Source organism: Mucilaginibacter celer (assembly GCF_003576455.2).
GTDB lineage: Bacteria > Bacteroidota > Bacteroidia > Sphingobacteriales > Sphingobacteriaceae > Mucilaginibacter > Mucilaginibacter celer.
In genome coordinates, this window is sequence record NZ_CP032869.1 from 32,932 (window position 1) to 50,799 (window position 17,868).

The window sequence follows — 17,868 nt, forward strand, 5'->3', positions numbered from 1 at the left end:
ATTCCTGAATTCGTTTAATTCCGGTTCAGACAATATTCTTAATTCTCACATTCTGTTAATTCTGATTCAGGCTACTTCTTCACAGGCTCATAATCGACAGGCAACAAATCAGCTACCCGGCTTCCTCCCCAATCACCCTCATATATTACCGAATGTGGGTTTGCTACAATGCCATTGCTATCAAAAAACGCATGAGGTTCATCAAATGCAATAATAGAAGTGGCATTATCAGGCAGATCTATAGGTTTGTAAACGTTATTTGACGGATCCTGGCCCTTTTTGGTATACATCACATACAGGCAGTCTGTGCAACCTATGGCATATAATCCTTCTTTGTCAGTAAACATGAAAAACTCCGGCCGCTGCAACGGAGTACTTATCAAACTTTGCAGGTATTTATTGTTAGGCCCGCCGCGGTAATCGGGGTTAGGTTTGCGGATAAGCCGCCGTATTACAAAGTTTTCACTATCCAGCGTGCCTTTAATGGCCGACCGGTAAAAATGCATTGGCGAGCCGAGGTAGGCGTATTGCCGCCGTTTGCCCCATTTGCGTTTTTGCCTGGCCGAGCCTTTCATATCTTCGAAGGTTGACATGCCCTCGTAATAAAGCATTTGCATCGGGCCATTGAAATTGAAGTTGGTGAGCTTATATTTAATGCGGTACCCCAGGGCCTTATTCTCAATCTCCATAAAATCGTGCGAGGTAGCTTTTAAAACGTGGGTACTTTCGTCATAATCAAAATCAAGCACATCCGAGTTTAGTATTTTGCATTCTTCGGCATTTGCCGAAGTGCCTAAAAACTGCCGTCTGAAAATGGCGTAGTATCTTTCCCTGTTAGGATCGGGCCTGATTTTTACCTCGTTTAGCTGGAAAGTTTTTGGTATGATGGTAATAGTACCCAGATCAACATTGGTATTATTTACCTGTACGCTGTAAGTATAGGTTTCGTAGCCTATTATAGAGATGATAAAATCGTACTTACCGGGTTTTACATTGCTGAGGGTAAAGGTGCCATCGTCGGCAGTTTTATTACCTACCTGGGCATTGTTTAAAAATACGCTGGCGTTAGGTACCGGCTTAGTATCGGTCATGTTAATAACCTTTCCGGTTATTTTAAGCTGTGCTAAGCATATGCCGGGTAAAAATAGCAATAACAAAAAGAAGTATTTAAGCATGATGATAAATTTAAACTAAATAATTAGTTAATCAAAATGCACGTAATTATCCCCGGGAAATAAAATAATTGAAATTTCGTTTAAACCTTCGAACAAAAGTTTGTTCATACAGTTATAATAACTAACGCAATATTTATGAAAAAAATCCTGACTTTAATTTGCTGCACTATAGTACTTGCTGCAACATCATGTAAAAAGGAGTATGTTACCACCGCTCCAAGCGCTACCACCATTTTTGATACCACACCGGCTTTTGTACGTGATGCCGACGATCCAAACAGGTATACCACAACTTTATCGGTGCCCGAAATTACAGACTATTACAATAATCATGGCGCTGTTTTGGTTTACCTGGAAGATAATGGCACTTTTGAGCAATTGCCGGATGTATATGGAGGAGTAAGCTACAGGTTTGTATATGAAACAGGGAAGCTGTACATCGATGCTCAGAGCTCAGATGGTTCGTTACCGGCAAAACCAAATCCATTGAAGATTAAGATAGTATTGGTGCCGTAATCCGATCTAATTTAGACAAAAAAGGAGCTTTACGATATATTAAGCTCCTTTTTTGTTTATTGGATATTTTTGAGATTACTTACCCATCTGGTCAATAACCGCCTGGGTTACGCCAGTGAACGAGAAGCCTCCATCATGAAACAGGTTTTGCATAGTAACCATTTTAGTCAGATCGCTGAACAAGCTTACGCAGTAATCAGCACACTGATCTGCATCGGCATTACCAAGCGGGCTCATTTTCTCGGCGAACTCAATAAAGCCATCAAAGCCTTTTACACCAGATCCTGCAGTGGTGCGGGTTGGTGATTGAGAAATGGTGTTAACACGCACTTTTTTAGCCATACCGTATTCGTAACCAAAGTTACGGGCAATGCTTTCTAATACAGCTTTGTTATCGGCCATATCATTATAGCCAGGGAAATAACGTTGAGCAGCGATATAGCTTAATGCTACTACCGAACCCCATTCGTTAATGGCATCATGCTTCATGGCCGCCTGTAAAATGCGGTGAAGGCTTAATGCAGATATATCGAAACCTTTGTGGGTAAAATCGTAGTTGTTTTCGTAGTAAGGGATGTTTTTGCGCACGTTAACGCTCATACCTATCGAGTGCAGGATGAAATCAACTTTACCGCCAAAATGCTCAAGCGTTTTGGTGAACAGGTTGTTAATGTCATCGCCATTGGTAACATCGGCACCAATAACCGGCGCGTTACATTCTTCGGCCAGTTTATTGAGTTCGCCCATGCGTAAAGCGATAGGGGCGTTTGATAATACAATTTCAGCACCTTCCTGTACGGCACGTTGTGCTACCTTCCAGGCTATTGATTGCTCATTTAGCGCACCGAAAATGATGCCTTTTTTACCTTTTAATAAATTATAAGCCATTTGTTAAGTTTTTATAATTGCAGCAAAGTTATAATTTTATTTATCAGTTAGTTTATATTCAACCGAAACAGTTTGAGCTACAACAGCCGGTCGGAAGCCTTCAATGGCCGGTCGCCATTTATGAAGGGATTTTATAGCCGCGATCAGCGCTTCTTCGCAGCCATAGCCTATGCCTTTCAGTATTTTAAAATTAACCAGTGCACCATCCCGTTCAACCTGGAAACCTACCGTTACTGTGCCCTCAATATTATTTTCGATGGCTTTTGCGGGATAACGCAGCCGCTGTTTTAACAGCTCAACAAAATGTTCGTTTCCCCCTTCAAATTTAGGCGGCACCTGAACGCTAAATTTATCGATGTTAGCAGTATTGTAAATTACGTTAAACATAGGTGTAACTTTTTTGCGTTTACGAATGGCGGTAATGGCGATAGGATTTTGAGCGGTTATATCTATTGGGGGCAAGGAGGCCAGGTAAATGATCATATACCTGCTACCTTTATTATAAACGGGTACAATTTTGTACAATACACTTTCATCAAAAGTTAGCGTATCATTAAACTTAGCGCCTTGTAGTACAAAATAGCCGGTACTATCTGTTCGGGTACCAACGTGCAATGAAGGGTTTTCCATCCATGGATTAGCTGATTGTACAACGATGTTCTTAACAGGTTTGCCCAACTGGTCATAAACGTATCCCCTAAGGTTAATGGTATCACGTTTAATAACAGTATCCGGTTTGCTTTTTTGAGCCAGCAAGTTAAACGATGCTAAAAGCAGCATCGCGCATAAAAATGTTTTCATGATGGTTTAGGTTATATGTTAAATAACAAACCTAAATGCTCAGCAGTTCCCTGGCGTTTTGTAAAGCGCTTTCACCCGGCTTATCGCCACTTAGCATCTTGGCAATTTCTAAAACGCGCTCATCTTTATTTAATTGTTTAATGCGCGTAAAAGTAGCCGCCTCGCTATCATCCTTATAAACAAAATAATGGCTTTGTCCTTTGCTGGCAATCTGCGGCAGGTGGGTGATGGTAATTACCTGCAGGTTTTTAGCCAACCGCTCCATAATGATACCAACCTTATTGGCCACCTCGCCAGACACACCCGTATCTATCTCATCAAAAATAATGGTAGGCAAAGCAGTGTATTGCGCTACGATAGATTTAATGCTCAACATCAACCGTGAAAGCTCACCGCCCGAAGCCACCTTGCTCATCTCGGCCAAAGCATGCCCCTTATTAGCCGAAAACAAAAATTTAATATTATCAATCCCCGTAGCGGTAAGCACAACAGCTGCGTTATCAGTCCCCCCTTTAGGGGCCGGTGTGGCCACTTGTTCGATTTTTAGGGTTGAATTACTCATTCCCATTTCGGCCAGCGTTTCCAAAACCTGCTTCTCGATATCCGGAATAGCTTTAAGCCTATTTGTTGATAGCTGAGCCGCCAGTTTCTCTAACTCAGTTTTATCGGCAGCTATTTGTTTTTGCAATTTTTCGATGGCCTCATCGCCAAACAGGGCCTGCTGAACCTTTTCAGAAAGTTCTTCCTGGATCTGCAACAACTCGGCATTGGTATTTACACGGTGCTTTTTTTGCAGGTTATAAATCATGCTGAGGCGGTTGTTCACTTCTTCGGCACGGGCTTCATCAATAAAAGTATGCTCTTCAATGCCTTCAATTTCGGCGGCAATATCTTTCAGTTCAATAATTGCGCTGTTAATACGTTGGTGCAATTCAGCAACTGCCGGGTTATATTTTTCTATCGAACCTAAAGCCTGGCCTGCTTCTTTTAGCTGGATCAATGCGGCTGCTTCGCCATCCTGTAAAAGGTAATTGGCGTTTAACAGGGCGCGTTTAATTTCTTCGGCATTGTTTAGTGTGCTTAATTCCAGTTCTAATGGCTCCTGCTCATCGGCAACTAAAGCACCTTTTTCCAGTTCGTCAAACTGAAACTGGAAATAATCAAGATCGGCTTTGGCTTTATCGCTTTCGGCAATGAGCTGGTTTAGCTTACTTAATGATTTTTTGTAGGCTTTGAATTTAGTTTGATAATCAAACAAAAGATCAGCATGGCGCGCCACCGAATCAACTATCAATAATTGAAATTCCGGATCGTTGATCTCGAGCGTAGCGTGCTGCGAGTGAATATCGATCAGCTTTTCGCCCAGTTGTTTCAGCGCGGTGAGGTTAACCGGGGTATCGTTTACAAAAGCGCGCGATTTTCCATCGGCCGAGATCTCCCGGCGAAGTACCGTTTCGCTTTCGTAATCCAAATCGTTCTCTTCAAAAAAATCAGCCAGGTGAAAACCGCTGATCTTGAAAACGCCTTCGATAACGCATTTTTTTTGCTGGTTAAAAAAATATTTGCTTTCGGCCCGCTGCCCTAAAATGAGCGAGAGGGCACCCAGTATGATCGATTTACCCGCACCGGTTTCGCCGGTTAATATGTTCAGGCCGCTATCAAAACCAATCTCCAGGTTATCAATTAGCGCATAATTATTAATGGTTAGCTTTTGAAGCATAAAAAAATGTCCTCATTTTATTGAGGACACTAAATTACAAATTAAGGTTCTTTAAAAAATAATTTTTAATGCTAATTGCTAATATATTTAGTTTGTAGCTGTATCAGTTTTTAAATCTGTCTTGTCATCGGTATCAAGCTGATAATCAAACTGCATGTCCATTTTATCCCGGTATTCCTTCATTTTTTGTTTAAATGCAGGGGTTTTCATGTATTCTTTCAGTTTTTTGCTGGCTTGTTTCAGGCGTTCCTGCGCGGCTTTCATCTCGGGGTTGTTTTGGTAGCTGCGCATCTGCTCGCCAAGTTTCCGCATATCATCCTGCAATTTTTTCATGTCCGGGTTGTTGTAAGCCACGCGCATGCTATCGCCCATAGCTTTCATTTTATCGCGTTTGGCAATAAAATCAGCCGATTGGTAGCGGGTACGCATTTTTTCGCCCATTTTTTTCAGCTGCTCGGTTTGCTCTTTTACATCAGCCGGGATTTTGCTCTGTAGCTCGTCCTGGTATTTTTTGTAGTTAGGATCCCTGTCGTCATTATAGCTCTGGTAGCCGCGGTTGTGCGGAATGCCGTATTTTTTCTCCAGTTCCTCATTCATCTTTTTAAACTCGGCACTGTTGTAATACGCACCGATCTTAGTGCCCAGTTCTCCCATTTGTTCGCTGTTTTTTTGCAGATCAGACGATGCACCGAAGTCTTTCTGGAAATCCTCGCCGGCTTTTTCCATGTCGCGTTTCATTTTTTCCATCGCCTCGGTATTGTAATAAGCCTGTAGCGCCTTGCCTTTAGCCTCCATCATGGCGGCTTGCTTTTTAAAATCGTCGCTGGCGTAAAACTTACCAATCAATTCGCCTTGTTTACTCACTTCGGCAGTTAGTTTATCCAGTTCGGCATCGTGAAATGTGCTGTAATCAAACTGGTCAAAATGCTGTTTATTTTTAAGTACGTTGGCTTTGTTTTTTGCCACTGCTTTTTTGCCTTTAACAGGGGCTTTGCGAATGGTATCTTCAACAAATAAATTATGTATAGCGGCGGGTGCTGTTATTTTTTTAACGGTTAGCTTGCCATCTTTAATAGTTGGGTTAAGCCAGGCCACGCTGCTAACGCCCGCAGCGGTTATAGCAAGTGCCACAAGCAGGTGGCGTACATTGCCTATAGGTTTCTTTGTTTTCATGATGCGTTCAATTCTGTTTAATAAATGATATTTTTTGCCGTTTGCAGCCAGGGCCAGCTGTAAGTGCTGTTGCCTGGTTTGCTCAAGCTTAAGCAGCGCGTGGGCGTAAATAAGTGGTTGTTGCGTAGTTTGCACAACCAGATCGTCGCAGCTGTTTTCGCGCTCCTGGTTAATAACTCTGTTAATTAATTGGGCAAAGGGATTAAAGAATAACAGTATGGAAATAAATTGCTGCAATAAATTGAGCAGGTAATCATTGCGTTTAATGTGCGATAACTCGTGCAGTAAAATGGCTTCAACTTCGGTTGCCGATAAATAAGTAGTAAGGGTTATCGGCAATAAAATAACCGGACTTAAAAAGCCTATCATGCAAGGGGCATCAACCATACGGCTAAAATTTACCCACACAGTTTTAGTAATACCTAACTTTTGGCAAAGCTCATCGGCAAAGGTTTGCAGCCTGTCGGCAGGTACCATGGTACGTTTTATCAGGCTGATACGCTGCCAGCTTAAGCTTACTTTAAGCAGGTTAAACACAAGGCCCGCAAGATAAAGGGCTGTTATATAAGGCAGGTAGCCTTTAATAACGTATTCGTAATAATTGTTTTGCGGGCGGGCGGCTACTTCACGCAGCGGCAGGTAGAAACGTGGTAATAAAGATGGCGCATTAGCAGATGTATAATTAACCCACTCATGCAGCCCAAACTGATGGATAAACGTGTATATAAACCAGGCGCTGATAACCAGCATGGCCGCCATGGCCCAGTTGTGCTTTTTAATGGCCGATAAACGCGGCGCGCAAATAAACACTAACCTTAAGGCAAACCATACCAGCAAACCCTGCCATAACGATTGCAGAACGGTGATACCCAACACCTGGCTTATATTATAGAATAAATTTTCCATCACGTTTATTTTTTGTCCTGATCAAATTGATTCAAAAAGTTTTTAATTGCGTCTATCTCGTCTCGGGATGCCCGGTGCTGGCCAAGCGCCTGGATCACCAGATCGGAAGTGGAGCCTTTAAATACAGTAGACAAGATTTTATCCAAAGCGTTGCTTTGCGCCTGCTCCATAGTGAATAATGCCTTGTAAACATGGGTTTTTGAAGTGGTGTCGCGCTCAACCATTCCTTTATCGTGCATTATCTGCATCAGTTTTAAAGTGGTGGTGTAACCGGCATCCTTGTTTTTAGCAAGCTCGTCATGAACTTCACGTACGGTGCATTGGCCCTTTTTCCAAATCACCTGTAAAATTTCAAGTTCGCTTTCTGTTGGTTTAATTTCCATCTGTACCTCTCTATTACGAATTTCTTCGTACAAATATCTACGATGGATTTCGTATTTGCAAGAGGTTGGTGATTTTTTTAACATTTTTTAACGGGGGAGAGGAGTGAGTGGTTGATTGGGTTGATTAGGTGAGTGGTTGGATGGGGCTGAACCGTGATTTATGGGGAGATTTTTGAGATGACAGGTTTTTTTGTCTGAACCGGAATTTTTTGAATGAAGGAATGACCAGAATTTAAAAGCGATAAGCAAATTCTATAAATTCTTTAATTCCCCCAAATTCGAGTTCAGACAACACCATGCAAGCAAAATCCAATAAATCTTAAAAATTCCGCCAAATCACGGTTCAGAAAAATCAGCGGAATCAACGTAATCATCCCCAATCAACGGTTCATACTTTTAGTTACTTTTGCACCGAACATCCGAAATCAACACCCATGCTTCAAATCCAACAAAACGTATCCCTCAAAAACTTTAACACTTTTGGTATCGATGTAAACGCCCGCTACTTTATCGAAATAGTCCGCGAAGAAGAACTGAAAGAACTGTTTGCCGATCCGCAATGGAAAACTTTGCCTTTGTTAATATTAGGCGGAGGCAGCAATATGTTAATGGTTAATGATTTTGACGGGCTGGTTGTGCGGATGAATATCCGGGGGATTGAGCACCGCATCATCCATGATGATGTGTTTGTTGAAGCAGGCGGGGGCGAGGTATGGAATGATCTGGTAAACTATTGTGTAGCCCGTGGCTATGCCGGGGTAGAAAACCTGAGTTTGATCCCCGGTTCGGTAGGGGCGTCGCCTATTCAAAATATAGGTGCTTATGGTATCGAACTGAAAGATGTATTTCATAGTTGCCGCGCTTTTGAAATAGCTACCGGTACTTTCAGGGAGTTTAGTAAGGAGGATTGCAAATTCGGCTATCGCGAAAGTGTTTTCAAAGCCGAGCTGAAAGGACAGTATATTATAGTATCGGTTAAATTTCAATTATCGCTTTCGGCAAATATCAATACCCGCTACGGGGCCATCGAACAGGAATTACAAAACAGGGGCATCTCAAACCCTACTATAGAAGATGTATCGAAGGTTGTGGCGCACATCCGGGTATCCAAACTGCCCGATCCGTCAACCATAGGCAACGCAGGTAGCTTTTTCAAAAACCCGGTTATCAGTGTCGAAGATTTTGCAGCAGTACAGGCCCAATTTCCGGATGTGGTGAATTACCCGGCCGCCGATGGCGGCGTGAAACTGGCTGCCGGCTGGTTGATTGAACAATGCGGCTGGAAAGGAAAAACCATTGGCCATACGGGTACCTGGAAAAACCAGGCGCTGGTATTGGTGAACCATGGCGGGGCTACCGGGCAGGAGATTTTTGATTTTTCGTCGCAAATCATAGACAGTGTGTACACTAAATTTGGCGTTATACTACAACGTGAAGTGAATATTATTAATTAAAAATTTTCATTAAAAGTAAATTTTAGCTTGAATTGAAAATTATTCTAAATAAAATTACAGTTGTTATTTGAATAGGGTGTATTTGGTTTGTTGGTGTTAAATGCTTGTTTTTCAGTATTGTTATTGTAATTAAAGTGTAAAATATACACGATTATTAAACTTTATTGTTGCACTAAAAACTAAACTTTTTTCTGAACACTTTGGGTTAGTGGCATTATGCTTGTCTAATTGTTAACACAAAACTTTAACAAAATGACAAAGATTGAGTTTAACACCCTTGTACTACGTCAGGCGACTTCATTAAGATCATACGCTTTACACTTCACGCACGACGCAGACGATGCTAACGACCTTGTCCAGGATACAATGTTGAAGGCCATAACTTATTACAACAAGTTTAAGGAAGGCACCAATTTAAAAGGGTGGTTATACACCATCATGAAAAACACGTTCATCAACAACTATCGCCGTTTTGTTAAAATGAGCACCTTCGTTACCAAAAGTGATGAAATTTCATCGCCAAACCTGGTATTCAGTTCGACCAAAAACCAGGGCGAAGCCAAATTTGTAATGGATGATATTAAAAAAGCTTTAGACAGGCTGCCTGAAGACTATTATGTACCTTTCACCATGTATTTTGAAGGCCATAAATATCACGAAATTGCCGATCACCTGGATATCCCGATCGGTACTGTAAAAACCCGCATCCACGTAGCACGTAAGCTGCTTAAGAAAAACCTTAAAGCCTACGATAACGGCATCGCCAAACCCGTTTACGCAGAGAACGAATAATTAAACTCCATCATATACCTTTATAGAATGAAAAACCCGCCTTATGAGGCGGGTTTTTTGTTGGCTTAATTTTTAGGATTACCTTAAAAACGGCACTGCCGGCTGATAGAATATTTTGCGGGTATTGTACACCAATATGCTGTTGAAAATGATGTACATGATATTTGCGCCATAAAAAAGCGGAATGCTTAGCAATATCCATTCGGCCATCCCTAAATTTAGAACAAAATGGGGGAGATGAAACATTTCACTATTGAGAAGCAGCACCACAAAAACTACAAACGACAGGCACCACGAAATTTGGAAATTAATAATCCGTTTGCAAGGCTTGTCTATTCCCTTTAGAGTTTTTCTGTTTGATAGCCATAAAGCTAAAGGTAGCGCAATACCCAGCAGCGGAAATATGATAAAGCTTAAAGCTGATAAGTTGATGGTTGCGAGAAAGCGACGGCTATCATCAGGCATCGATTCTATTAGTTCATCAGACGTTTCAGTTAAAAATTCGGTATCTACGCTAAGCGCGGTCGCCAATCGTTTAAGTGTATCGCCCCTGGCTTCGGTTTCGTCATTTTCTATTCGTTGTATGGTTCGTAAACTTAGTTGGGCTTGTTCGGCTAACTCTTCCTGGCTTAAGCCTTTGCGGGTGCGCAGTTCCTTGATTTTTTTTCCGGGGTTATAGGTTTTCATAATTTTATATTTTGCTCAACAAATGTAAAGCTCCATAAAGATAAAACTTGCCGACTTGTTTGCGTCATGTTTATGACATTGGCTGCTTTTGATGGCTACGACAGATTGTTTAGCAACTTTATAGCCTCCCCGGCCACCACCTGCCCCGAAATAATAGCCGGAGGCACACCCGGCCCCGGTACAGTGAGCTGACCTGTATAAAGCAGATTACGTACATGTTTAGCCCGCATGGCAGGTTTAAAAAAGGCGGTTTGCGCAAGTGTGTTAGCCAACCCGTAGGCATTTCCTTTAAACGAGTGATAATCGGCCTTAAAATCATTAAGCGCATAACTTCGTTTTACCACTATCGCATCACGGATATCCTGCCCGGTTATTTTGGCAAACCTGTTCATCATCAAATCAAAATATTTTTCGCGGATGCTTTTATCATCATTCAATCCAGGCGCTACCGGCATCAGAAAAAACAGGTTTTCACCGCCTTCGGGCGCTATCGTAGTATCTGTTTTTGAACTGCAGCATACATAAAACAGTGGATTGCTTGGCCATTGCGGCGAGGTATAAATCTCTTTGGCATGTTGCTCAAAATCTTCATCAAAAAATAAATTATGGTGTTGTATACCATCAATCTTTCTATTGGTGCCGATATAGAACAACAGGCTGGAGGGCGACATAGTGCGGCTGTCCCAGTATTTGGCGGTATAGTTTCGGTGTGGTTCATCAAGCAGATGCTGGTCAACATGCTCATAATCGGCACCGGCAATCACTACATCGGCGGTAAACACACCATTATTGGTTTGGATGCTGCTTACCTGCTCATTATTAACTTTAATTTTGGTTACTTCGGTATCCAATTTAATCTCTACGCCCAATTCGGTAGCAAGGTTTACCATGGCTTTTACAATTTCGTTCATGCCGCCCATGGGGTACCAGGTACCGAGGGCCAGGTCGGCATAGTTCATCATGCTGTACATGGCCGGCGTGTTTTGTGAGGTAGCGCCTAAAAACAAAACCGGAAATTCCAGGAGTTTAATCAGCTTAGGATTTTTAAAATACTTACCTACATGCTTGCGCATATCGGTAAGCAACTGGATGCTGAAACTTTTTTTAATGAGGTTAAGATCAATAAATTCGGTAATGGAGTGGGATGGGCGGAACACGTATTCGCCCATGCCAACCTTGTATTTATATCCGGCCTGGCTTAAAAACTCTTTTAATGCTTTGCTGCTTCCCGGTTCTATCTGCTCAAACAGGTTTTCCAAATCCGTCATATCCGCGGGCACATCAAGTACCTCATCTTTACCGTAATAAATACGATAGCCCGGATCGAGCCTTTTCAGCTGATAATAATCAGAAGGCTTTTTGCCAAACAGGGCAAAGAAGTTTTCAAAAACATCGGGCATCCAATACCAGCTTGGTCCCATGTCAAACCTAAAGCCGCCCTGCTCCCAAACCCTGGCCCGGCCGCCGGGCTGATCGTTTTTTTCGAGGATGGTAACAGGGTATCCTTCTTTAGCCAAAACACAGGCTGCTGATAACCCCGCGAAGCCCGAACCGATAATAATGATCTGTTTGTTTTTACTCATGATAAAAGTGAAGCCCAATGTAAGCAAATTGTTTTAGTCGCATTGAAAAACAATCTGGCTTTGAATTTGTACTTTTGAGAAATGACCACGCCAGTGCCAATGACTAACCTGTACGATGAAGCCTGTTTTGAATGCAGTAAACTGATAACCCAAAAATACAGCACCTCATTCAGCCTCGGTATTAAAACCTTCGATAAAAGTTTTCGTTACCCCATTTACGCCATTTATGGTTTTGTTCGTTATGCCGATGAAATTGTAGATACTTTTCACAACTACAATCAACAGCAACTGATTACCGATTTTGGCCGGGAAACCTTCCGCGCAATTAATGAAGGGATCAGCACCAACCCGGTTATTCATTCCTTTCAGCAGGTGGTTAACCAGTATAAGATAGATCCCGACCTGATTCGTGCCTTTTTAGTATCGATGGAGATGGATCTGGATACCAGGGCCTATGATAATGAGGGATATAAAACCTATATTTATGGCTCGGCAGAGGTGATTGGTTTAATGTGCCTGAGGGTTTTTACATGCGATGATGCCCTATATCAGTCGCTGCTTCCGCAGGCGCGAAGTTTGGGGGCGGCTTTTCAAAAAATTAACTTCTTAAGAGATATCAAAGCCGATTACCTGGAACGCGGTCGCACCTATTTTCCGGGAGTAAACTTTGTTAACTTTACCGAGCAGGATAAAAAGGCCATAGAAGCAGAAATAAAGGCCGATTTTGATGATGCTTTTGAAGGCATAAAACGCCTGCCTAAAGGTACGCGCCTTGGTGTTTATATTGCTTATATATACTACCTGCAGTTGTTTAAAAAAATTAGATATACCCCGGCTAACGTTATCTTGCAAAAACGCATCCGTGTATCAGATGCGCGCAAAATGAGTTTGTATGTTAAGGCTGTATTGCAGCAAAAATTAAATGTTATTTAATGTTCAAAAAATTACTGTTCATGGTTGGCCTGACAACGCTAACCCTATGTTATACGCAGGCAAAAGCCCAACAGCCCGATTTAAAAATATTGCGCAAGCAAATGGTTATTGCGGTTGAGAAAAGTAAAACCACCGACTCATTGTATAAAAGCCTTAACAGCCTTAAAGAAAAAAACGGAATTACCAATGGTTTCATAGCTGCTTTGCTGGCCCTTAAGGCTAAACATGCCTGGAATCCATACTCGAAAATAAAGTATATCAAAAATTCTGAAAAATTGTTCAGGCAGGCCGTAGCGGCCGACCCGCACAATATCGAGCTTAGATTTATGCGCTTTTCTATCGAACATAGTGCACCCTCTTTTCTGGGTTTCAATAAAGAACTTACTGCCGATAGTGAAGATATTATAGCGCAGTTGGAAAAAAGGAATTTTGGTACCGCCGATAAGGATATGACCATAGCAATTATCAAATACCTCATCCATTCCAAACGCTGTACCTCTGCTCAAAATGATGTTTTAAACAAACAATTATCCGAACTTTCGTGAAGTACAGTTACCTGCTTATCAACCTGTGTACCGTGTTTTTCCCGGTAGTACTCTCGTTTGATAAGCGGGTGCAGTTTTATAAAAGCTGGAAATTTATCTGGCCAGGCATGGCCATTACGGGATTTTTCTTTTTGTTTTGGGATGTGCTTTTTACGCTGAAAGGTGTATGGTCGTTCAACCCGGCTTATATTATCGGGATTAATTTTTTCGGTCTTCCGCTCGAGGAGATCCTGTTTTTTTTAACTGTCCCCTTTGCCTGTATTTTTATTTATGCCTGTTTAAACTACTATGTAAAGTGGTTGATGCCTCATAGGCTTACTGGCATCATTAGCAGTATGATGGTGTTGCTGAGCTTGTTGATGCTGATATTTTTTTACAGCAGGTTGTATACTGCCGTTACGTTTGGCTTGTTGCTATTACTGGTTTTGCTGCTGCAATATTTGTTTAAAGCCGAATGGCTGAACCGGTTTTATATAGCTTACGCTGTAGCGCTGGTCCCGTTTTATTTGGTAAATGGTATGCTCACTTCAATACCTATAGTATTATACAATAACGCCGAAAATATCGGGCACAGGGTTGGCACCATCCCTTTCGAGGATCATTTTTACCTGATGACTTTATTGCTCATGAATATTGGTTTTTTTGAATATTTTAGGCGGAAGGAGATAGCCAAATGAGCGAATTGCCGGTTTATACCAAATCACAACTGGCCCTGCGCAATGGGCAGGATAAACCCCAAATTTGGGTGGCTTACAAAGGTGATATTTATGATGTTACCGAAAGCCGCCTGTGGCGCAACGGTAAACACTACGAACACTGGGCCGGGCAGGACTTAACAGCCGAACTGGCCGATGCCCCGCATACCGAAACCGTATTTGAACGATTTGAAAAGGTAGGAAAACTAATAAGCCCCGCGTAAATAAATTACGAGGGGCTTGTCTTTTAAAGTCCTCTCCTCCAGAGAGGATTTAGGTGAGGCCTATAACTCAAACTTAGCCAGGCCTACAAACTCCTGGATGCGGTTTGCAATTTCTTCTTCGCTTAGGTTTCTCAACCTTTCCGAACCAAATTTCTCCACACAGAATGAAGCCAACGCCGAACCGAAAATGATAGCATTTTTCATATTGTTAAAGTTAACGGTGCCAACTTTAGCCATATAACCAATAAAGCCGCCTGCAAAAGTATCGCCGGCGCCGGTTGGGTCAAACACCTCGGCAAGGGGCAGGGCAGGGGCACTGAAAATTTTATCTTCGTGGAATAATAAAGCGCCGTGTTCGCCCTTTTTAATGATGAGATATTTAGGGCCCATGGTTAAGATCTTGCGGGCCGCTTTAACCAGCGAAAATTCGCCTGATAACTGGCGGGCCTCGGCATCGTTAATAGTCAAAACATCTACCAGTTGAATGGTTTTCAATAACTCGTCAAGAGCTATATCCATCCAAAAGTTCATGGTATCCATTACAATAAGTTTCGGGCGGTTTTTAAGCCTGGCAATAACGGTTTGCTGTACCTGCGGCGACAGGTTGCCCAACATCAGGTATTCGCAATCCTGGTAGCTGTCAGGAATGATGGGGTCAAATGCTTCCAGTACATTTAGCTCGGTTACAAGGGTATCGCGGCTGTTCATGTCGTTATGGTAACGACCGCTCCAGAAAAATGATTTTTCGCCCTGTTTTATTTGCAGGCCTTCGGTATTAACGTTGTGCTTTTGCAGATCTTCAATTTCGTGCTGCGGGAAATCGTCGCCAACAACGGCAACAATTTTTATTTTATCGTAAAAATAAGAAGCGCCCAAACTTGCAAAAGTCGCCGAGCCGCCTACTATTTTATCGGTTTTACCAAAAGGGGTTTCAATGGCATCAAAGGCCACGGTGCCAATAACTAACAAACTCATGTAAAGATATTTATATTTTTTCCGGCGCAAATATTGCGAAAATTAAGGGATAAATAGGTATCGCTATTCAATTGTACCGCCAATTTTTACCTTACCAAAGCTTATTTTGGGCAGATTTTTACCAGGCACTAAGTATCATCTACAAATTATAGCCACTTATATCGGTATTAAATGAAATATCGATAGGCTTTAAAACGCAAATAGCACATAATCAGCAGGTAAAATTGAGCTTTAAAAATATTTGAATTTTTTTTGAATAAAAATTGTGAAATATCGGTGGAAGTTATACTTTTGCACACTCCAAACCGGATAACACTCCTGAGTAGCTCAGCCGGTTAGAGCATCTGACTGTTAATCAGAGGGTCGCTGGTTCGAGCCCAGCCTCAGGAGCAAAAAATAATGAAAAAGCCCACTTCCCCGAGTTGGGCTTTTTTATTATGTATGATGTGCTCAATTTCGTCTCCTTTAAATTATCCTTTTTTCTTGATCTTCAGGTAAATAAATATTTTTTAACCTCGATATTTATCACTATTATTATCTAAAAGAAATCACATGCAGAAAAATCTGATTTTAATGTTTGCCTGTGTGATGATGGTACTTTAGACGACTAAAGTTATAGCTCAGCAAGATAATGTAGCAAAAAAAGGGCGTGATCAAGATGCCGGTATTATACCCGGCCGCAGAGGGTAAAACTTTTGATATGGATTACTACATCAATAAGCATATCCCCATGGTTAAGGAGTTATTGGCCGCCGATTTAAATCTCACAGCAATTGATAAAGGGATAGCAGGCGGCGCGCCCGGTGCTCCGGCCCGTTTGTATTAATCTGCTACTTATATTTTGATTGGGTAGCGGCATACCAAAATGCAGTGGAAAATAATGGAATGAAAATTGGGGCGGATGATTCAAAATATGCTAATATTCAGTTGGCTATTTAAATAAGCGAGGTGGTTGAAAAGTAGTATCTGCGTTATAACTGGTTCGAGGTTAGGGAATCACGAAGTAAAGCCATCTAAAAATAAAATAGTAATAACATTGTGCAAACGGTGAGAATTTTGTCAATTATAACTGTATTATCAGTGCTTTTATCAGCTGATATGTACCGGCCATTCCTACCAAAAAAAGGCGATACACCTCACGTTTTGGTAATTGGCGTTAATAACGTCCGGCACTTAAAGCAAACAGATCAGGCTGCTTTTATCGAGTCGACATTAAAACTGGTAAATAAGGTCAGGGCTAATGGCTGTTCCTGCGGGGTTTTCGAATTGCCGCCTGCAAGCCCTTTCACATGGAATGATACTTTATATAATGCAGCCCTTGCTCATGCAAATGATATGTTAAAGCAAGGGTATTTTAGCCATACGAGTAAGGATGGCCGCAAAGCAGCCGACCGTATAAGGCAGGCCGGTTATACCCAGGTAGGTTTTAAAACGTTTACGGTGGGAGAGAACATTGCCGAAGGCCAGGATGGTTTGAAGGAGGTAATTGCCGACTGGTTTAAAAGCGAAGGACATTGTAAAAACCTGATGAATCCCAAATTTCTGGAATTGGGGTTGGCGCAGGCAGGCGGATATTGGGTAATGGAATTTGGCGGCCGAACAATCTTCTCGAGGACCGAACAGGAGCAGATAAAAAATGGCGAGCTTAAGATTGAGGAAAAGTAGCCGTTGGTTATTTGCCAGTTAAAAAGCTGCCCCGTTAGGGGCAGCCTTATCACAATTAAAATCAGGATACCAGTTGTTTAAAAATACAAAGGATGACGGCATCCTTTATTACGCCCTTTTCCTCTTATTAAATTCATTAATCAACTGTACACGGCTATTGATTTGCAGTTTTCGATAGATGTTTTTAATATGCTGTCTCACAGTGTCGGGCGAAATAAATAACCCGTGTGCTATTTGTTTATAGGTGTCGCCTTTTATCAGAAGGTTGGATATCTGAATTTCACGATTAGTTAAACTTTCGTGTGTTTCTGCATAAACTGTAGAACGGTTGGCCGAGAAAAAAGACAAAACCTTTTTTGCTACCGATGCACTCATTGGCACACCGCCCTGGGCCGCCTCTATAATTGATGCTTTTATTTTATTTAACGGGGTGCTTTTTAATAAATATCCGGTTGCTCCGGCTTGCAAAGCTTTAAACACCCGCTCTTTATCTTCATAAACTGTAAGCATTAAGATATTTATGTCAGGAAATTTTTGTTTAATTAAAAATGCTCCTTCTAAGCCACACATGGCGGGTAATTCAATATCAAGCAGTAAAACGTGGGGTTGGCTGGTTGTATTTTTTAAAAAATCATTTACCGTGCTAAAGCCGCTTTCAACATGCAATTCGGGTTGCATTTGTAAATAATTTACAATGCTTTTCAAAATAAAGGTATCATCTTCAATTATTGAAACACGAATCATCAATCAAAG

19 protein-coding genes and 1 tRNA gene are annotated in these 17,868 nt (G+C 41.7%); 10 read left to right on the top strand and 10 right to left on the bottom strand.

The annotated features are described in order from the left end of the window. Window positions 1-71 precede the first annotated feature (71 nt). Window positions 72-1,175, bottom strand: a complete 1,104-nt coding sequence (locus HYN43_RS00160) for a carboxypeptidase-like regulatory domain-containing protein (RefSeq protein ID WP_119407524.1) — start codon at window positions 1,173-1,175, stop codon at window positions 72-74. A 135-nt stretch (window positions 1,176-1,310) separates the two neighbouring features. On the opposite strand from HYN43_RS00160, the gene HYN43_RS00165 reads away from it, so the two are divergent. Further along, on the top strand, window positions 1,311-1,691 hold the full coding sequence (locus HYN43_RS00165) for a hypothetical protein (protein ID WP_119407525.1): 381 nt from the start codon (window positions 1,311-1,313) through the stop codon (window positions 1,689-1,691). Between the two features lie 75 nt (window positions 1,692-1,766). Here HYN43_RS00165 and HYN43_RS00170 read toward each other — a convergent pair whose 3' ends face one another. The 5 genes from HYN43_RS00170 to HYN43_RS00190 form a co-directional block, all read right to left on the bottom strand. Continuing rightward, window positions 1,767-2,579 (bottom strand): enoyl-ACP reductase FabI, encoded by an 813-nt coding sequence (locus HYN43_RS00170; protein ID WP_119407526.1) that lies wholly within the window; start codon window positions 2,577-2,579, stop codon window positions 1,767-1,769. A gap of 36 nt (window positions 2,580-2,615) precedes the next feature. Continuing rightward, window positions 2,616-3,380: a TonB family protein gene (locus HYN43_RS00175; protein WP_119407527.1), complete on the bottom strand. Its 765-nt coding sequence runs from the start codon at window positions 3,378-3,380 to the stop codon at window positions 2,616-2,618. Between the two features lie 31 nt (window positions 3,381-3,411). After that, window positions 3,412-5,100 carry a DNA repair protein RecN gene (gene recN / locus HYN43_RS00180; RefSeq protein WP_119407528.1) on the bottom strand — a complete coding sequence of 563 codons (1,689 nt, stop codon included), beginning with the start codon at window positions 5,098-5,100 and terminating at the stop codon, window positions 3,412-3,414. An 87-nt stretch (window positions 5,101-5,187) separates the two neighbouring features. After that, window positions 5,188-7,179 (bottom strand): M56 family metallopeptidase, encoded by a 1,992-nt coding sequence (locus tag HYN43_RS00185; protein WP_119407529.1) that lies wholly within the window; start codon window positions 7,177-7,179, stop codon window positions 5,188-5,190. 5 nt (window positions 7,180-7,184) lie between these two features. Then, the gene (locus HYN43_RS00190; protein ID WP_119407530.1) at window positions 7,185-7,562 is read right to left on the bottom strand and encodes a BlaI/MecI/CopY family transcriptional regulator; all 378 of its coding nucleotides are present in this window, start codon (window positions 7,560-7,562) and stop codon (window positions 7,185-7,187) included. A 434-nt stretch (window positions 7,563-7,996) separates the two neighbouring features. Here HYN43_RS00190 and murB point away from each other — a divergent pair, with 434 nt between their 5' ends. Beyond that, window positions 7,997-9,016, top strand: a complete 1,020-nt coding sequence (gene murB, locus HYN43_RS00195) for a UDP-N-acetylmuramate dehydrogenase (RefSeq protein WP_119407531.1) — start codon at window positions 7,997-7,999, stop codon at window positions 9,014-9,016. Window positions 9,017-9,268: 252 nt separating this feature from the next. Further along, window positions 9,269-9,808, top strand: a complete 540-nt coding sequence (locus tag HYN43_RS00200; RefSeq protein WP_022833598.1) for an RNA polymerase sigma factor — start codon at window positions 9,269-9,271, stop codon at window positions 9,806-9,808. A 78-nt stretch (window positions 9,809-9,886) separates the two neighbouring features. Here the strand turns inward: HYN43_RS00200 and HYN43_RS00205 are convergent, their stop codons facing one another. Both HYN43_RS00205 and HYN43_RS00210 read right to left on the bottom strand, forming a co-directional pair. Next, the gene (locus HYN43_RS00205) at window positions 9,887-10,495 is read right to left on the bottom strand and encodes a helix-turn-helix domain-containing protein (RefSeq protein WP_119407532.1); all 609 of its coding nucleotides are present in this window, start codon (window positions 10,493-10,495) and stop codon (window positions 9,887-9,889) included. A gap of 95 nt (window positions 10,496-10,590) precedes the next feature. Next, a complete protein-coding gene (locus HYN43_RS00210; RefSeq protein ID WP_119407533.1) occupies window positions 10,591-12,078 on the bottom strand; it encodes a phytoene desaturase family protein in 1,488 nt (495 codons plus the stop codon). 81 nt (window positions 12,079-12,159) lie between these two features. Between HYN43_RS00210 and HYN43_RS00215 the strand changes: the two genes are divergently transcribed. From HYN43_RS00215 to HYN43_RS00230, 4 genes are read left to right on the top strand one after another with little or no spacing between them, the layout of a single operon-like run. Further along, complete coding sequence (locus HYN43_RS00215; protein ID WP_245447097.1) at window positions 12,160-13,011, top strand: phytoene/squalene synthase family protein; 852 nt, start codon at window positions 12,160-12,162, stop codon at window positions 13,009-13,011. After that, on the top strand, window positions 13,011-13,556 hold the full coding sequence (locus tag HYN43_RS00220) for a hypothetical protein (protein WP_119407535.1): 546 nt from the start codon (window positions 13,011-13,013) through the stop codon (window positions 13,554-13,556). The genes HYN43_RS00215 and HYN43_RS00220 overlap by 1 nt, the downstream gene beginning before the upstream one ends. Next, a complete protein-coding gene (locus HYN43_RS00225) occupies window positions 13,553-14,233 on the top strand; it encodes a lycopene cyclase domain-containing protein (protein ID WP_119407536.1) in 681 nt (226 codons plus the stop codon). The genes HYN43_RS00220 and HYN43_RS00225 overlap by 4 nt, the downstream gene beginning before the upstream one ends. Beyond that, window positions 14,230-14,475 (top strand): cytochrome b5 domain-containing protein, encoded by a 246-nt coding sequence (locus HYN43_RS00230; protein WP_119407537.1) that lies wholly within the window; start codon window positions 14,230-14,232, stop codon window positions 14,473-14,475. The genes HYN43_RS00225 and HYN43_RS00230 overlap by 4 nt, the downstream gene beginning before the upstream one ends. A 60-nt stretch (window positions 14,476-14,535) precedes the next feature. Here HYN43_RS00230 and HYN43_RS00235 read toward each other — a convergent pair whose 3' ends face one another. After that, window positions 14,536-15,450, bottom strand: coding sequence for a PfkB family carbohydrate kinase (locus HYN43_RS00235; RefSeq protein ID WP_119407538.1), 915 nt, complete (start codon window positions 15,448-15,450; stop codon window positions 14,536-14,538). Window positions 15,451-15,766: 316 nt separating this feature from the next. On the opposite strand from HYN43_RS00235, the gene HYN43_RS00240 reads away from it, so the two are divergent. The 3 genes from HYN43_RS00240 to HYN43_RS00245 all read left to right on the top strand — a co-directional run bounded on the left by HYN43_RS00240 (window position 15,767) and on the right by HYN43_RS00245 (window position 17,115). After that, window positions 15,767-15,840 (top strand) — tRNA-Asn (locus HYN43_RS00240). 268 nt (window positions 15,841-16,108) lie between these two features. Further along, window positions 16,109-16,276 (top strand): hypothetical protein, encoded by a 168-nt coding sequence (locus tag HYN43_RS30075; protein ID WP_162996232.1) that lies wholly within the window; start codon window positions 16,109-16,111, stop codon window positions 16,274-16,276. Window positions 16,277-16,530: 254 nt separating this feature from the next. After that, window positions 16,531-17,115, top strand: a complete 585-nt coding sequence (locus HYN43_RS00245) for a CAP domain-containing protein (RefSeq protein WP_162996233.1) — start codon at window positions 16,531-16,533, stop codon at window positions 17,113-17,115. A gap of 108 nt (window positions 17,116-17,223) precedes the next feature. On the opposite strand, the gene HYN43_RS00250 is transcribed toward HYN43_RS00245, so the two are convergent. Further along, window positions 17,224-17,859 carry a response regulator gene (locus tag HYN43_RS00250; protein ID WP_119407540.1) on the bottom strand — a complete coding sequence of 212 codons (636 nt, stop codon included), beginning with the start codon at window positions 17,857-17,859 and terminating at the stop codon, window positions 17,224-17,226. Window positions 17,860-17,868: the final 9 nt, after the last annotated feature.

Coding starts and splice junctions, on each gene's coding strand:
- HYN43_RS00160 (WP_119407524.1), bottom strand. CDS start 1,175: ATGCTTAAATACTTCTTTTTGTTATTGCTATTTTTACCCGGCATATGC.
- HYN43_RS00165 (WP_119407525.1), top strand. CDS start 1,311: ATGAAAAAAATCCTGACTTTAATTTGCTGCACTATAGTACTTGCTGCA.
- HYN43_RS00170 (WP_119407526.1), bottom strand. CDS start 2,579: ATGGCTTATAATTTATTAAAAGGTAAAAAAGGCATCATTTTCGGTGCG.
- HYN43_RS00175 (WP_119407527.1), bottom strand. CDS start 3,380: ATGAAAACATTTTTATGCGCGATGCTGCTTTTAGCATCGTTTAACTTG.
- recN (WP_119407528.1), bottom strand. CDS start 5,100: ATGCTTCAAAAGCTAACCATTAATAATTATGCGCTAATTGATAACCTG.
- HYN43_RS00185 (WP_119407529.1), bottom strand. CDS start 7,179: ATGGAAAATTTATTCTATAATATAAGCCAGGTGTTGGGTATCACCGTT.
- HYN43_RS00190 (WP_119407530.1), bottom strand. CDS start 7,562: ATGGAAATTAAACCAACAGAAAGCGAACTTGAAATTTTACAGGTGATT.
- murB (WP_119407531.1), top strand. CDS start 7,997: ATGCTTCAAATCCAACAAAACGTATCCCTCAAAAACTTTAACACTTTT.
- HYN43_RS00200 (WP_022833598.1), top strand. CDS start 9,269: ATGACAAAGATTGAGTTTAACACCCTTGTACTACGTCAGGCGACTTCA.
- HYN43_RS00205 (WP_119407532.1), bottom strand. CDS start 10,495: ATGAAAACCTATAACCCCGGAAAAAAAATCAAGGAACTGCGCACCCGC.
- HYN43_RS00210 (WP_119407533.1), bottom strand. CDS start 12,078: ATGAGTAAAAACAAACAGATCATTATTATCGGTTCGGGCTTCGCGGGG.
- HYN43_RS00215 (WP_245447097.1), top strand. CDS start 12,160: ATGACCACGCCAGTGCCAATGACTAACCTGTACGATGAAGCCTGTTTT.
- HYN43_RS00220 (WP_119407535.1), top strand. CDS start 13,011: ATGTTCAAAAAATTACTGTTCATGGTTGGCCTGACAACGCTAACCCTA.
- HYN43_RS00230 (WP_119407537.1), top strand. CDS start 14,230: ATGAGCGAATTGCCGGTTTATACCAAATCACAACTGGCCCTGCGCAAT.
- HYN43_RS00235 (WP_119407538.1), bottom strand. CDS start 15,450: ATGAGTTTGTTAGTTATTGGCACCGTGGCCTTTGATGCCATTGAAACC.
- HYN43_RS30075 (WP_162996232.1), top strand. CDS start 16,109: ATGCCGGTATTATACCCGGCCGCAGAGGGTAAAACTTTTGATATGGAT.
- HYN43_RS00250 (WP_119407540.1), bottom strand. CDS start 17,859: ATGATTCGTGTTTCAATAATTGAAGATGATACCTTTATTTTGAAAAGC.